The sequence below is a fragment of the Adlercreutzia aquisgranensis genome (genome assembly GCF_943193145.1).
Classification (GTDB): Bacteria; Actinomycetota; Coriobacteriia; order Coriobacteriales; family Eggerthellaceae; genus Xiamenia; species Xiamenia aquisgranensis.
Genome location: NZ_CALPDA010000011.1, coordinates 45,373 through 60,715, shown reverse-complemented (window position 1 = coordinate 60,715; position 15,343 = coordinate 45,373). Strand labels below are relative to the sequence as shown.

At 64.6% G+C, this 15,343-nt stretch carries 11 protein-coding genes; 2 read left to right on the top strand and 9 right to left on the bottom strand.

What is annotated here, in order from left to right; all coding sequences use genetic code 11:
- Nucleotides 1-6 precede the first annotated feature (6 nt).
- Nucleotides 7-666: a hypothetical protein gene (locus NFR41_RS07950; protein WP_251231415.1), complete on the bottom strand. Its 660-nt coding sequence runs from the start codon at nucleotides 664-666 to the stop codon at nucleotides 7-9.
- Between the two features lie 312 nt (nucleotides 667-978).
- The gene (locus tag NFR41_RS07945) at nucleotides 979-2,568 is read right to left on the bottom strand and encodes a helicase HerA-like domain-containing protein (RefSeq protein WP_251231414.1); all 1,590 of its coding nucleotides are present in this window, start codon (nucleotides 2,566-2,568) and stop codon (nucleotides 979-981) included.
- Between the two features lie 277 nt (nucleotides 2,569-2,845).
- Here NFR41_RS07945 and ettA point away from each other — a divergent pair, with 277 nt between their 5' ends.
- Together ettA and NFR41_RS07935 are read left to right on the top strand one after the other, a co-directional pair.
- The gene (ettA, locus tag NFR41_RS07940) at nucleotides 2,846-4,525 is read left to right on the top strand and encodes an energy-dependent translational throttle protein EttA (protein ID WP_251231413.1); all 1,680 of its coding nucleotides are present in this window, start codon (nucleotides 2,846-2,848) and stop codon (nucleotides 4,523-4,525) included.
- A 222-nt stretch (nucleotides 4,526-4,747) separates the two neighbouring features.
- Entirely contained in the window at nucleotides 4,748-5,344 is a 597-nt protein-coding gene (locus NFR41_RS07935) for a hypothetical protein (RefSeq protein ID WP_251231412.1), read from the top strand.
- A 3-nt stretch (nucleotides 5,345-5,347) separates the two neighbouring features.
- Here NFR41_RS07935 and NFR41_RS07930 read toward each other — a convergent pair whose 3' ends face one another.
- The 7 genes from NFR41_RS07930 to NFR41_RS07900 all read right to left on the bottom strand — a co-directional run bounded on the left by NFR41_RS07930 (nucleotide 5,348) and on the right by NFR41_RS07900 (nucleotide 15,076).
- The gene (locus NFR41_RS07930) at nucleotides 5,348-7,243 is read right to left on the bottom strand and encodes an FAD-dependent oxidoreductase (RefSeq protein ID WP_251231411.1); all 1,896 of its coding nucleotides are present in this window, start codon (nucleotides 7,241-7,243) and stop codon (nucleotides 5,348-5,350) included.
- A gap of 202 nt (nucleotides 7,244-7,445) precedes the next feature.
- Complete coding sequence (locus NFR41_RS07925; protein ID WP_251231410.1) at nucleotides 7,446-8,843, bottom strand: helix-turn-helix domain-containing protein; 1,398 nt, start codon at nucleotides 8,841-8,843, stop codon at nucleotides 7,446-7,448.
- 429 nt (nucleotides 8,844-9,272) lie between these two features.
- Nucleotides 9,273-9,878 (bottom strand): bifunctional phosphoserine phosphatase/homoserine phosphotransferase ThrH, encoded by a 606-nt coding sequence (gene thrH, locus NFR41_RS07920; RefSeq protein WP_160212910.1) that lies wholly within the window; start codon nucleotides 9,876-9,878, stop codon nucleotides 9,273-9,275.
- 41 nt (nucleotides 9,879-9,919) lie between these two features.
- A complete protein-coding gene (locus NFR41_RS07915) occupies nucleotides 9,920-10,882 on the bottom strand; it encodes a TatD family hydrolase (protein ID WP_251231409.1) in 963 nt (320 codons plus the stop codon).
- A complete protein-coding gene (locus NFR41_RS07910) occupies nucleotides 10,879-11,646 on the bottom strand; it encodes a tRNA threonylcarbamoyladenosine dehydratase (RefSeq protein WP_349665473.1) in 768 nt (255 codons plus the stop codon). The genes NFR41_RS07915 and NFR41_RS07910 overlap by 4 nt, the downstream gene beginning before the upstream one ends.
- A gap of 42 nt (nucleotides 11,647-11,688) precedes the next feature.
- A complete protein-coding gene (locus tag NFR41_RS07905) occupies nucleotides 11,689-13,191 on the bottom strand; it encodes a helix-turn-helix transcriptional regulator (protein ID WP_160212912.1) in 1,503 nt (500 codons plus the stop codon).
- A 103-nt stretch (nucleotides 13,192-13,294) separates the two neighbouring features.
- Nucleotides 13,295-15,076, bottom strand: coding sequence for an FAD-dependent oxidoreductase (locus NFR41_RS07900; protein ID WP_251231408.1), 1,782 nt, complete (start codon nucleotides 15,074-15,076; stop codon nucleotides 13,295-13,297).
- Nucleotides 15,077-15,343: the final 267 nt, after the last annotated feature.

Below are 15,343 nucleotides of genomic sequence, written 5' to 3'. Positions count from 1 at the left end.
ATCCCCCTAGTCTATGGTTTGGTCCGTGTCACAATACCGGCAGACTATCCGCTGCCCCTTGAAGCCCGCAAGCGGCGCACCACAGCCGATGCAGCGGTCTGTGACGTTGACGTGTTCCGCGGGCTTGCTCCGCTCGGAAGCAGCCGATGCCGCTCGTTCGGAAGCGAAAGCCGCCGCGCCTACGATGCCCTTCGAGGCGGTAGCAATAAGACTGCCGACCTGATAGGCGAGCGTTTCCGAGCCGCCTTCTTCGTCGCAGCAATCGCCCTTCGCAACCGGCGCAACAGCAGGTCTAATCGGGCTTGCCGCCGGCTCGACCCGCATGGAAGCCACCGGCGGAGGAGGCGCAACCGGGCAAACGGCCGAGCGCGCGCCACGCACAGCCATCGTGATTGCCTGGCACCACTGGGCAATGTTTTGCTGCTCCTTTTCCGACTGAGAAGTAAGCACGCTTTTGAGGGCAGACTTCAAATCGCCGCCCTCGACGTCGGCCTCGCCGAGGGCGAACGACTCCACCCCGTGGGAGAAAAACACGTGCAGCTGCCGGCTACCGTCTCGCGACCGGCCCTCGCATACGCGAGGAACACCGTTGTCAACCACTATGCCGCTCAAAGGGAATCTCAGCGTTTTCTTGATGCCGCCAAACATTCCCTTGATTCCCACCAAGAGAGCTTCGTTGGTAAGGCAGAGCTCGGCATTAGGAGAACATCCCTTCCCCCTGGGATCATAGGAGATGCTGGAGTCACGCCTCAGAATAACCTCGCGAGGCATCAACTCGAGTTGGCCCATCGTCCGCCCCCCCTTAGCATTGCGAAAAACATTCTCGCGTCAGCATTCCGCGCCGAATGCGTCCCAGACGCACCGCATGCAACCTTGGCAAGGCCCATCGGATGTATTCAAATATGAAGCCAACGCACTTGCAGCATTCTAGCGCACCAAGCAACGTTTGCGAAGACTTTTCTTCTATGCCCGAACGGCCTAGCGGCGTAGCGAGCCGAAGAGGCCTCGGAGCAGCTGGCGGCTGGTTTCCCGGCCTATCTGCCCGATAACCGAGTTCACGGTTTTGGCCACTTGCTCGCGCTGCTTCTGCTCGGCCTTGGCCTGGCGCTCGGCCTCCTTGGCAGCTGCCTTCTCGGCTGCAGCCTGAGCCCGAGCCGCCTCCTTGGCCGCCGCTTTCGCCGCCTTCGCCTCCTCGTCGGCCTTCTGCTTCTCGAAGGCCGCCCGCTCCGCCTCAAGCTTCGCCCGCTCCTCGGCAAGCTCTGCCGCCTGAGACGCCTCGGCAGCTTGGGCGGCCAGCTTCTCGTAGGCGCTTTCCCGGTCGACGGCACCGCCAAGCTTCGCCATCAGCTCCGGATGCCCGTCGACGGCCGCCTGCACGGTTTCCTCATGCGCGGCGCCCATGGTGCATTCGGGCGCAAGCACCATGGCCCGCTCAACCATGCTGGGCTTGCCGTCCTCGTCCAGGCACGACACCAGCGCCTCGCCCGTGCCCAGCTCGAGCAGCGCCTCGGCGGCGTCGAAGGCAGGGTTCTCGCGGAACGCCTCTGCAGTGGCCTTCACCGTCTTCTGCTCGGCGGGCGTATAGGCACGCAGCCCATGCTGAATACGGTTCGACAGCTGGGCCAGCACCTCGTCGGGAATGTCGGAGGGCGACTGGCTGATGAAGTACAGCCCGACGCCCTTCGAGCGAATGAGCTTCACCACCTGCACCAGCTTGTCGCGCAACGCTTTCGGCATGTCGTCGAACAGCAGATGGGCTTCGTCGAAGAAGAACACGAGCTTGGGTTTGTCCGGATCGCCCACCTCGGGCAGGGATTCGTAGAGCTCGGTGATCATCCACAGCAGAAACATCGCGTACACCTGGGGCGAAGAGACGAGCTTCTCGGCGCGCAGCACGTTCACGTAGCCCTGGCCCGACTCGTCGCAGGCCATCATGTCCGCCAGGTCGATTGCCGGTTCGCCGAAGAACATGTTGCCGCCCTGGTCCTCCACCGCAAGAAGCGACCGAAGAATCGCCCCCACCGACTGGGACGACACGCGCCCGTAGACGGTCTCAATCTCCTTGGCATGGTCGCTCACGTAGGAGAGCATGGAGCGCAAGTCCTTCAGGTCGATGAGCAGAAGCCCCTGTTCGTCGGCAACGCGGAAGACGATGTCGAGCACCCCCTGCTGCACGTCGGTGAGGCCCAGCATACGACCCAGCAGCAGCGGGCCCATGTCGGAGATGGTGATGCGAACGGGAATGCCGCAGTCCCCCATGACATCCCACAGGCGCATAGGGCAGGCGGCCGGCTGCCAATCGGTTGCGCCGAGCTTTTCCAGCCTCTCACGCAGGGCGTCGTCGGGCTCCGCGGCCTGGCCCACGCCGGTCACATCGCCCTTCACATCCGCCACGAACACCGGCACGCCCGCTTGGGAGAACCCTTGGGCCAGGGCTTTCACGGTAACCGTCTTGCCCGTTCCCGACGCGCCGGCTACAAGGCCGTGGCGGTTCGCCTGGTTCAGCAGCAGATAGCAGGGGTTTTCGCCCTGAGCGACCCAGATGGCGGCAGGTTCGGTGGACAGCATGGCAGGTCCTCTCGACGAAATGGCAGCCGTACAGGCTGGACTCGATTATCCCTCGGAGCCCGCCGCAGCGCCGCCACGCCCGCCATCTGGCACGAAACGGAAAACCGACAGGGCCGACGGCATGCCCGTCGACGTCCTGGGCAGTGGGGTTTTGACGAACGTGTTTCTCGGCTGCGGCGTTCCATGCGAAAATAGCGGGCACAACCAGCGAAGCCATGGCGCGCGGGATGACCCGCCGCTGCGCCTGCTTCGGTTCGAACCGTTCCCAAGGAGTGTTATGGCGGAGTTCATCTACCAAATGTACAAGGCACGCAAGGCCCACGGCGACAAGGTCATTTTGGACGACGTGTCGCTGTCCTTCTACCCTGGCGCCAAGATCGGCGTGGTCGGGCCCAACGGCATGGGCAAGTCCACGCTGCTCAAGCTCATGGCCGGTCTGGAGGAGGTCTCCAACGGGGAGGCGCGGCTCACCCCCGGCTACACCGTGGGCATCCTGCAGCAGGAGCCGCCGCTTGACGAGGACGCCACGGTCATCGAGAACATCCGCCAGGCCTTCGCCGACGTGCTGGCCAAGATCGACCGCTTCAACCAGGTGAGCGCCGAGATGGGCGACCCGGATGCCGACTTCGACGCCCTTATGGACGAGATGGGCCGCCTGCAGGACGAAATCGACGCCGCCAACGGCTGGGACCTGGACAGCCAGCTGTCCCAGGCCATGGACGCGCTGCAGTGCCCCGACCCGGACATGCCCGTAAACGTGCTCTCCGGCGGCGAGCGCAGGCGCGTGGCCCTGTGCAAGCTGCTGCTGGAAGCCCCCGACCTGCTGCTTCTGGACGAGCCCACCAACCATCTGGACGCCGAGTCGGTGCTGTGGCTGGAGCAGTTCCTGAAGCGCTACCCGGGCGCGGTGCTGGCCGTCACCCACGACCGCTACTTCCTGGACAACGTGGCCGAATGGATCTGCGAGGTGGACCGCGGCCAGCTGTTCCCCTACAAGGGCAACTACTCCACCTACCTGGAGACCAAGGCTGCTCGCATCGAGGCCCAGGGCCAGCAGCAGGCCAAGCTTGCCAAGCGCATGGCCCGCGAGCTGGAATGGGTGCGCTCCTCACCGAAGGCCCGCCAAGCCAAGAGCAAGGCCCGTCTGGCGAACTTCGAGCAGATGTCCGCCGAGGCGCGCAACGCCAAGAAGCTGGACTTTTCCGAGATTCAGATTCCCGCCGGCCCGCGCTTGGGCGCGAAGGTGCTGGAGGTAAGCCACCTGCACAAGGCCTTCGGCGACCGCGTGCTCATCGACGACTTGTCCTTCAGCCTGCCCCAGGGCGGCATCGTGGGCGTCATCGGCCCCAACGGCGTGGGCAAGTCTACCCTGTTCAAGATGATCATGGGGCTGGAAGAGCCTACCTCGGGCACGCTTGACGTAGGAGAGACCGTGAAGCTGTCCTACGTGGACCAGAACCGCCAGGGCCTGGAAGCGGGCAAGACGCTGTGGGAAGTGGTGTCGGGCGGCCTTGACCACATGATGGTGGGCGAGACCGAGGTGCCCAGCCGCGCCTACGTGGCCAGCTTCGGCTTCAAGGGCTCCGACCAGCAGAAGCCCGCCGACGTGCTCTCCGGCGGCGAGCGCAACCGCCTGAACCTGGCGCTCACCCTGGCCCAGGGCGGAAACGTCCTGCTGCTGGACGAGCCCACCAACGACCTGGACGTGGAAACGCTGTCGTCTTTGGAGGAGGCGCTGCTGGCATTCCCCGGCTGCTCGGTGGTGACCAGCCACGACCGCTTCTTCCTTGACCGCGTGGCCACCCATATCCTGGCTTGGGAGGGCACCGACGAGAACCCGGGCGCCTGGTACTGGTTCGAGGGCAACTTCGACGACTACCAGAAGAACCGCATCGAGCGCCTAGGAGCCGAAGCCGCCAAGCCTCACCGCGTGCACCGCAAGCTGACCAGGGATTAAAGCCCCGCCGACGCAAAGCCCCGCAAGCCCGAGAAAAGACGCGCCCCCGCCCTGGCGCGTCTTTTTTTGGAAGCGCGTCCCCGTTCGCAGAGAAGCCCGGCCCCCTCTCTGGCAGAAAGCGCCTGGGTGTCCCATAGTATCGCCTCGCACGCATGACAGCTCGTCTAAGATGCCATCCATCGAACACAGACGCCAACCACACCACTCGATCGGAGGCACCCCATGACCGCAGCCAACGCAACCGTCGCAAGCGCCCCTGCCAGCGCTTCTGCAGCTCCCATCAGCGCACCGGCACCCCGCCGCTCCGCCAGCGCGCTTACCTCCCAGGCGTCGATGCTCAGGAGCAGCTGGAAGTTTGACAGCCGCGCCTGCAGCCTACGGTCCATGCAGAAGGTCATCGACGCGGCCAGCCAGAACATCGTGGCGGTGAAGCGCGGCGAGGGGGACGGCGGCTCCATGCTGGTGGTCATGGAGCGCTGCGCCATCGTGCTCACCCCGGTGGACGGCGTGCACGTGGCCGCCGCCGTGCTCAGCAACGCCCAGCTGCGGGAAGCCGTCGAGAGGGACGAAGGGGCGGCTGACGGCCCGGAAGGCGGCAACATGCAGCCCGCCGACGGCGCCGACAAGCTGCACCCCCTCACCTTCTGCGATTTCGCCGCGGGCCGGCGCGTGTCGTCGTTCGCCTTCGGCACCGACGCCGAAGGGCTGCTGACCTGCATCGAAGCCCGCATGAGCGACGGAGGCCGGCTGACCCTGGGAGCTCAGGGCCCCCAGGTGCAACCAGCCTCCCGCCGCAGGGTCTGCGCTCAGGCGGCCTGAAGCTTAGGCCAGGTCGCCGGCTACCGTCTCGCCCACGATAAGCCCGTAGCCGAGCGCCTGGGTCAGGCCGATCATGTAGTCGGCACCGTCGCGGTTCTCAAGCGCGCCCGTCACGTCGCCGACAGCATAGAGGCCCTCGATGATCGAATCGTCCTCGCGCTGCACGTGGCCGTCCAGATCGATCTTCACGCCGCCCTGGGCGATGTAGGGCGTGGGAACGATCTTCATGGCGTACATGGGGCCGTCCAGCTGCATAGCCGCCAGGCTCTTGTTGCCGCACGGGTCCTCGGCGCCGTTGAGCGCGCAGTCGTTGACCGCATCCAGTGCGGCCACCAGACCCGAGAGCCCCGTCTTCTCGGCTAGGTCCTGGTAGTTCTCGCCCTTGATGATGTCCCCGGTCTCCAGCAAGAACTCGTAGTCGATCCCGAAGTTGTTGCCGTTGGGGTACAGACCGTAACTGGCCGAATCGTCGAAGATCCAGTAGAAGTCGGTGGTGGGCTCTTCCTTGAACTTGCGCAGGGCGATGATGTAGGAGATGGTCTCGTCCACAAAACGGTCGCCGTTGCCGTTGACCACCACGCCCGGCACGCAATAGTGGATGTAGGAGGTTTCCGCCAGCGACACGCCTGCATGGTAGTGGCTGGTCACGCCCTTGTCCATGCAGCACCAGGCAGCACCTGCGTCCTTGGCCAGCAGCATGCCGTCACCCGTGGCCCAAGGAGGTCCCATGAGCGGGAACTTCAAGTCGTCGGACTGGTACTCCTCCATCAGGTCGCGGTTCATGATATAGCCGCCGCTGGCCAGGATCACCGCATCGGCGGAAACGTGGTACTCGGAGCCGTCGGCGCCCTCGGCGACGAAGCCGACCACCTTGCCGCCCTCGGTAGTAAGCGAGGTGACCGGCGCCTCGGTGATGATCTCGACCCCAAGCTGGGTGGTCACGTAGTTCGTGAGGATCTGCACCGCATGCTTGCCGCCGATCTGGAAGTCGCCCGGCGAGAGCACCGGCACGCCGGTATTGCCGATGGGACAGAACGGCACGCCAATCTGCAGCATCTTGTCTACAGCGCGCTGGGCCGAGTACAGGATGTTCTTGATGAAGGGCATATCGGGGTTGTAGTAGGGGCTGTCGGGCTTCACCAGGCGTTCGGTATAAACCTCTAGGCGACGCTCCACCGTGCGATGGCTTTCCATAACATGGTCGAGGCCCCACGCCTTCTGGATCTGGGTCTCCTGCACGTAGACGCCGCAGCCGGTAATGGGCACGCAGCCGCCGGTATAGCCCATGCGCTCGCAGATGATCACGCTCTTGCCCTGCTCGGCGGCAGCCCAAGCGGCCATAAGGCCCGCAGGGCCGGCGCCCATGATGGCCACGTCCGCCGACTTCTCCACGGTCTGCTTAGCCGGCGCAGGGGCAACGTAGCCGCTGAAATCCCTGGGGTCGCCACCGGCGTTGGTGATGGCTTCACTCACTGCGCTCTTGATGGCCATGCTGGTGAGCGTGGCGCCGGTGATCACATCGGCGTCAACGCACTGGCTCTCCACGATGCGCGCCGGCATGGCTTCGAGCGCGTACTCGCCGATAACGCGGCTCTCACCGTGGTTGAGCACCTTCACCTCGGCGATAGCGCCGTCGGCGATAATGGTCTTCACGTCGATGAGCCCATGCATGCTCATGCCGTTGGTGATGTAGACGCCGTCGGTGAACACCTCGGGGATGCTCTTCTTCGCCTCGGCCGCGTCGGCTTCGGGTTTCGCGTCGGCCCCGTCCTGGCTCGCGGGCGCAGGCTGCTCGGCCTTCCCGCATCCGGCCAAGCTGGCTCCCACCGCCGCCAGCGCAGCCACGCCGGCCCCTGCGATGAATCCGCGACGGCTCAAATCGCTGCGTACGTCCTCCATGGTTCTCCCTTCCTCATACGGTTTTCCGACCTCTCGAAATCGGACGGCCGCACTGTACCGAAGAGTGCAGCGCGAGGGAAGAACGGCGACGCGGTAAAGGTGGAGTACGGGCGAAAGCCTGCGGAGTATTATTGGAGTAGACGGCTATCGTGCCTGATAGATTGGCACATGCTCAAGGATGCGCCAAGCGGCGAAACGCCACCTAGTTCTGCGTGAGGGAGCGTAGCAGCAAAACCAGTTCCTCGCGGGAGTGGGTGTCGGTCTTGCGGTACATGTTGCACAAATGCGTTCTCAAGGTGTTTGTCGCAATGACCAACTCCCCCTGGATTGTTTCGTTGTCGTCACCGCGCACCAGCATGAGCGCGATGGACCTCTCCTGGCGCGAAAACCCGTAGGTCGCCGTGGCGTTGTCGGCGCACAGCTCGCAGACGGCGCGATTCTCGGGGTCGAACGTCACGGTCTCATCGGCTAGCTCGGCGACGTAGCGGGTGTCCAGGAAGAACATAGCCACGCATACGCTCAGCAAGCACACAGCCGCGGCGGCAGCGAAAAACGACAGGTCCCAGGCGCCCATGAGCCCGTAAGCCCACTCGCCCAGCATGGAACCGCCCGTAAGTATTGCCTGCCCTACGGCGATGACAGCCACGGGAGCCTTGTCGGTGCCGAGCGCTCCCAGCCGCCAGATAATCCAGGTGAATATGCGGTAATACACCCACGCACATCCGATTGCGAACACCTCCACGCTCTGCTGACCGAAGTCGGTGGCGAACACCAGAAACGTCCCCACGGCGAACAAAGGGAGCATGAGCTTGGAAATATTGGAGGCCGTGGTGAGCTTTGGGTTGACAACCGACGCTACGAACAGCACCGCATTGACCGCCAAGCCCGCAACCACCCACAAAAGTTCGTCGGGGCTGTCGGTTTTCCCTTCGCTGTAGGCTTGCAGCAGCAACACCACCACGCAGAGAAGACCTATGCCGACAAAGGCGCGCAGTGGAAACCGACGCGTCCCAAACGCGCGCCCCTGGACCGGCTCCAGTAGCTTTCGTCGATTGAGCCACACAAGCGCTCCGCCCGAAGCCACCGGCAGCGACCCATGGAGCATCACCTGCCCCAACTCGGGCAGGCAGGTGGCCAGCATCACTACGGCCGATGCGGTGAACGACGCGATGAGCACGCAGCGCAGTGCTTGGAGGCTACTCAGACGACAGAGCTGCTCGCCCCACAGCAGGATGAACACAGACGATGCGGCAATCGGCATGCGCAAGGTAGACACGAGAGGTTCGGCATGAGGGGCCACCAGGTAAATGCCGACGGTAGCACCGGCCGTCAGAACCGCTGCAGCAACGGTCACGGCCCGACGCGGAAAGCGTTCCTTCAGCAGCTGGGCACCGGTGCCGGTCGCAGCGACGATCGCCAGCCACAGCCAGCGCGTCGGACCATCCCCGATAGCCAAGGCACCCACCGACTCGCGAATGCCCGGCGACAGCAGCGAGGCCGACGATGCCATCATACCCCAGCCAAGATAGCAGCCCATGCCCAGGGCGGCCAGGACCACCGGCAGCCATGCTTTTCGGTTTTCGGGAGAAAAGAAGCTCACAGAGACGATCCTGCCTTCGACGAAAGGTCGGTTGAGGCCATTATACAAAATGCATCGGGCCGAGAGGGGCCAATCCCGGGACGAACGGCGCGGACAAGCCCATCGACGTGCGGATATTGTGGGATGACGCCGTTTGCGCCCCGCCGAGGCCTGCGCTCGTCTATTCTGATGCCAACCTACTCGGTGGCCGTCCCCTCGGCCACATTTCCAAAGGCAGGCCTTGAAGCGAACCCCCTTCCCTCCTTCGCTCCAAGGCCTGCTCTGTTTTCCGGACAAGGCCGCACAACCGGCAACTCGTGCAAGCGGAGCGAGAACAGGAACGGAGATGTCGGGACGACAAAGCCCCTAGCACGGTGAGAGCAGCAGGGCAGCAGGGAGGTGGCCATTGCCGCCGAAGCGGCAAGGGCGGCGGGCGTTCAGAGCGATTGACTAGGCGCGCAGTACGGCGGTAATGGCGTCCAGCAGCTCCTCGTAGGTCTCGAAAGCGGGAATGTGGGGGTGGTCAGCCTTGATGGCCTCGGTGCTGCGGAACAGGAAGCCCGCTTTGCTGGCCTGGATCATACCCAGGTCGTTGAAGCTGTCGCCCGACGCGATGGTGTCGAAGCCGCAGGACTGCAGCGCCCGCACCGTGGTCAGCTTCGACTCAGGACAGCGCATAGTGAAGCCGGTGATGGTACCGTCGCTTGCCACCGCAAGCTCGTTGCAGAAGATGGTGGGCCACCCCAGCTTGCGCATGAGCGGCTGGGCGAACTGGGTGAAGGTATCGGAGATGATGATCACCTGAGCACGCTCCCGCAAGGCATCCAGGAACTCGCGCGCGCCGGGCAGCGGGTCGATACGGCTGATGGTGGCCTGGATTTGGGAGAGCCCCAGCCCGTGCTCGCGCAGCACGTCAAGCCGCCAGTTCATGAGCTTGTCGTAGTCGGGTTCGTCGCGAGTGGTGCGCGCAAGCTCGGGGATGCCGCTTTCCGCAGCGAAGGCCACCCATATCTCGGGAACCAGCACGCCTTCCAAGTCGAGGCAGACAACGTCCATCGCAAACCGTCCTTTCGAAACCCGAAACCGTTGTGGTAATTCTAGCAGTCGAGAACCACGCGGCTGGTCTCGCCGATTATCCGGGCAAGCTCGGAGGGTTCTGCGCCGCGAATGGCGGACAAGGCTGCAAGGGCTTCAACCAGGGCAGCCGCCATGGTGTCCGCCTCGGTTTCGGAGGCGCACGTCGAGGCGACTTCGGAAGGCTCGCCGCGAAACGCTGCCGACCGTTCGACTGACCACTGCGGCATACGCAGATCCACGGAGTCAGGTAGCCCCATCGCAGCCTGGACCGTTGCAGCCGCGCCGTCAGCAAGCGGCGGCAGGTCGGTTTCCAGAAGCAGTCGGCTCTCGGGAATCTGAGACGCATAGGCCCGGCCGCGCTTCGTCTGCAGCATGCGCGGTCCCACAGAGAAGTAGCAGCCTGCGTCCCGGGCGCGCACAAGCTCGTCGGAGCTGCCGCTGAACCAGTGAAAAACCGCGCGGTTCGACCCATCGGCGAAGAAGCCCGCACCTTGCAGCAGATCAAGCGTGCGTCCGGCGGCGCCCCTCCCTACGGCATGGATGGACAGTGTCTTGCCGCCCGACCGAACGCACCAGGACGCGACGGATTGAAACGCCTGCTCCTGAGCTTCCAGGGAGGCGATTCCCCGCCGGGCGAAGTCCAGACCCACCTCTCCTATCCAGCGCACGGCGCCTACCAGCGGCTCCATGCGCTCCAGTTGCCTGCGGCACTCGCAAGCATCGGTCGGCACCCACCAGGGATGCAGCCCAACGCCCAGCCGAAGCGGTGGAAGCGCAGAGGGAACGCGAGCGCACTCACCCGAATCCCGCCATGCGCTGCAGCCCAGCAATCCAGAAAGATATTCGTACTCCTGGGGGGTCACCGTCTGCGACCAGCAGCCGACGCCTCGGGCGCCCAGCGCCTCGGCAAGCGATGCGGGGTCCTCGGCAAAGCCCAAATGGCAGTGCATGTCGTAGAGTGGTTGTGCGAGGGGCAGACTCATCGCAGGCTCCCGCAGCCTTCGGCCCCCTCCAAGCCCGCCAGCTCGCGCAGCACGGCACCGGCCATCATCTGGCCCATGATGGGAGGCATGTAGCTGGCGGTGCCCAGGTTCGTGCGCTCGCGGCGGGTAGCGCCCTCCTGCACCTCGACCGGCACCGGCTGCTCGCAGGAGTAAATCACCTTCAGGTGGTCGATGCCGCGCTTTCGGCCCTCTTTGCGCATGATGCGGCACAGCGGGCAGTTCACCGTCTGGAACAGGTCGGCCTCGCGCAGGCATTCGGGGTGCAGCTTGTTGGCCGCCCCCATGGAGCTGATGAGCGCCGTGCCGTGGGCGCAAGCGTACTCGGCCAGAGCCAGCTTCGCGGAGATGGTGTCGATGGCGTCCACCACGTAATCAGCGTCAGCGGCCCATTTGCCCAGGAATTCGGGCACGTTTTCCGCCAGCAGGAACTCTTCGACGGGCACGGCTTCCACCTGCGGGTTTATATCCTGAGCCATAGCGGCCATGACCTGGGCCTTCTTCTTGCCGATAGTGCTTGTAAACGCCAGCGCCTGACGATTGAGGTTGCTCGGCTGCACCATGTCGTGATCCACCAGCACCAGATGCCCCACGCCGCCGCGCACCAGGGCTTCGGCGCAGCTTGACCCCACGCCGCCCAGACCCAGCACCACCACCTTGGCAGCCCGCAGCCGCTCGACGCCTTCGCGCCCCATGATGCGTACCAGCCGCGAATCCGCCGCTTCGCCCGCGTCCGTCACCGCCACGTCCTCACCTGCGCTTTCCCTTGTGCCGCCCGCTATGGCCCGCTACCGCTTCGGCGCCGTTCGCTCGTCCCAGCCCTCGTAGAAGCTGATGAGCTCCTGCTTGGAATGAACGCCCAGCTTGGCGAACACCCTCGACGAATGGTACTTCACGGTGCTTACCGCGATGAACAGCTCTTCGGCGATGTAGGGGGCGCTTCGGCCGCTGACCAGCAGCCCCATTATCTCCGACTCGCGCTTCGTCAAGCCGAAGGCGTCCGAAATTGCGCGAAGCCTGCGCGAAGGGTCTTCCCCGGCTTCGGCACGAGCGCGGTTGAGCACGCTCCAGAAACCTTGGGAGCCCTTCTCGTCCATCAGAACAATCGCACCTATGACCAGCAAATACGCCACGGCCGTCGCACCGATGCCGTAGCGATGCGACCCCGGCCCCTCCCCCAGCAGCCACGGAGACGCGAACAAGCCCGCGAGCACGCCCACCATCATGATGGCCCGCAGAACGCCCACGAACGAAACGGGGTTCACCTTGAGCACCCGCACGCAGTCAAAGGCGTAAGTCCACATCATAAGGTCGATGCAGGTGTAACCCAGGCTGACCAGCACGCTACCCAAACCCGGAAAGGGTTCGGACAGAAAAGGGCTGGCCATGAACGACGCGATCATCAGCAGCAGGCCCGAACGATAGACCGTCTTGTACGGGCAGCCGAACACCCCCACGGCGCCGAAAACCGCAAGGGCAACCGCTCCCCTGGCGGCCAGCTGAGCTATGGAGAGCGTCGAGAAGTCGAGCGCCGCAAGCCCCCGGGACTCGGTCTGAAGCACGCCGAAGGCGAAGCTGGTCACGAACAGCATCAGCATGAAGCGCCAAGACGAAGCGGCGGCCTGCGTTCCCAACGGCGCCGACCCTCCGCAGGCGCCTTCGTCCGAATCATCGAGGCCCGCAGCAGCTGGATCGGCTTGATGGCCCTGGCGCAAAGCCGCGAAGCACAGCAGCCCGAAGGGAAGCAGGAAGCACGCGGCAAGCAGCCGACCCAAAGGCTCCACCAGCGATGCCAGCATGGTTTCCGCGCACGCCGCCACCAGCGACGCGCACACCACCAGCGTCTCGCGGCCACGCACCCTGTCCACGAGCACCCGACCCCAGAACAGCGGCAGCAGCCCCATGACGGCGCCCATGGCAACCACGGATGCACCCAGCAGAACAAGGCCCACGCTACTTTCCGAAGGCGAGCCGACAAACGCCGCACCGAAGTAACCTCCCACAGTGCCGGCCGTTCCCAGCACCGCAAGAATCGACATCCCCCTCATGCCGGAGATCAGCTGCGGCGAACGCCCGGCAAGCGCCGCCGCACCCAATGTAAGCGCGATAGCCACCACTTGCGCAACGATGTGCAGCCGCTGGGAGAATGTCGCCGCATCGCCGAACGAGCCGAACAGAACGCCCGAGAAGAACACCGAGTCGATCCACGCCCAATAGGTGGCGAACCCGAGCGCGGCAAAAAGCGTGGGCATGCCCAGATAGGGCCGTAGCCGGCGAAGCCTCTCTCCCATACACCTTCCTTCCGAGCATCCGTTGCGCGGGGCCGATTATAGCAAGAGCGCCCCCGCCGGCAAACGGACGGAGGCGCCATGGAAGCAAGCTGGCCGAAAGAAGCTAGTCGAACAGGCCCTTGGCCAGATCGCGGCCAGTCAGGTAGCCGAAGGTGATGCAGGTGGCTCCCAGGTTGTTACCCTCGACCATGAAGTTGTAGGTGTTGCCGTAGTAGTCGCCCACCATGGTGCCCACGTTGAACAGGCCGGGGATGGGGTTGTCGTCCTCGTCGCACACCTGCATGTTCAGATTGGTGCGCAAGCCGCCCAGCACCGTCAGGAATTCGGGGCGTCCGCCCACAGCGCCGTAGAAGGGGCCTTCCGTAATGCCGATCAGCTGCTCTTGGCACTTGTGGAAGTCCTCGTCCACGCCCTTGGCGCACAGCTCGTTGTAGCGGTTCACCGAAGCCAGGGCCACGTCCTTGGGAAGGCCCAAACCCTCGATGACCTCTTCAATGGTGTCGGCCTTGACCACCGTCTGCGGCAGAGCGCCGATCATGCCCTCGTCCCACTGCTTGATCATCTCGGCGGGCGGCATCGGCTCGCTCTCACCCTCGATCATGCCCGTGGAGTACCACGGCGCCGCGTCCTCGGCGTAGTTCGTGCCCCAAATGGCGTAGGACAGGCCTTCGGGCTGATGGCGCTGGGTAAGGCCCGCGAACACGCCGTTTACGTCCTCGTTGCCGTAGCGCTCGCCGCGCTTGTTCAGCAGCAGCCCGCGATGAGCACCCATGGTGCGGTTCGCCGGACCGGAGGTGCCCACGGCCAGCGTCATGGGCGCGTTGGGGTAAGTGCGCTGCCAGGCGGCACCGGCCCACAGGCCCATCTTCTGGCCTTCGCCGCGGTACAGGCCGCCCCAGGTGAACCCGACGTCGTACTCGTTCTTGTCCGCATCGGGGTTGAGCAGGTCGAACACCCCGGGGCAATAGCACTGCATCATATCCTTGTCGGCGGAGAAGTCGCCGGTGGCAAGCACAATGCCCTTCGACGCCTTGTAGCGCACGTACTCGTCGGTCGACCCAACCGGATGCGCCAGCACGGCTACCACGCGGCCCGACGCGTCCTTCTCCAGCTGCTCGGCCACCATCTCGTATTCCAGCATGGCCCCCATCTGCTGGGCGCGGGCCGCCAGCGTATCCACCAGCAGCTGCTGACCCGATCCTGCCGAGGTGATGTCGCCTCCAACCCACGAATGGGACGCCACCGGACAGAACATGGGGTCGCTCTCGTCAAGCTGCGGGGAGGCCTCCAGCACGGTCCGGTAGCCCGCCTCGTCGATGATGTCGATGCACCAGTTCATGGCTTCTTCGCTGTTGTTGGCGAACTTCCACCACTTGCCCTGGTCCACGTTGTAGCCCGCCGCGATCATCTGGCCGCGGAAGAAGTCGCCCGGGTTGTAGCGCTTGACGCCCTCGCGCTCCATCACCTTGCTCCACACGCCATGACACGACCCACCGCGGGACACGTTGCCCTTCGACGCGGAGAACAGAATCACCTTCGCACCGTTCTCCACCGCCGAAGCCGCCGTCACCAAGCCGGCGGTTCCGGAGCCGACCACCACGATGTCAGCCTCTTCGGTACGGACGATATTGTCCTCGGAAGGAACCTCCGGCGGCACCATGAACGACCATGTGCCACCGTGCACCTGATCGTAGGTAAGCGACGCGCGAGCCGCCGTCTCCTCGCCCGATGCGCTCACCGGCTGCTCGCTGGCAGTCCCCGTCGGGGATGCCGGAGAGCAACCGGCCATAAGCGCGCCCGTGGCCCCCACGATGCCGGCAGCCATAGTCCCCTTCAGAAAATCGCGGCGATTCATTCCCTCGCTCGTTTTCTTCGACAGAGCCATACTCCACCCTTCCTCTCTTGCGCAATGCGTTTCCTCGCCGGGCCCGGAAAGTGCTCGGGCGCTCCACGCCCGCACGCCCTGGCCCGAACACGACACATCCTAGGAAACAGGCAGAGCCGCGCCTACCGTCCAAAGGCAGTGTTTGCTCTCGGGACAGCACCTATCCGTTTCGTATGGGAGACGCCGAACTGGGAAAACTACGGATTCGCACCGAAAAGCCGTTGACTGGCCGTCGAAAGCTCCCAGCAAGCGGCACGGCGACGGAGG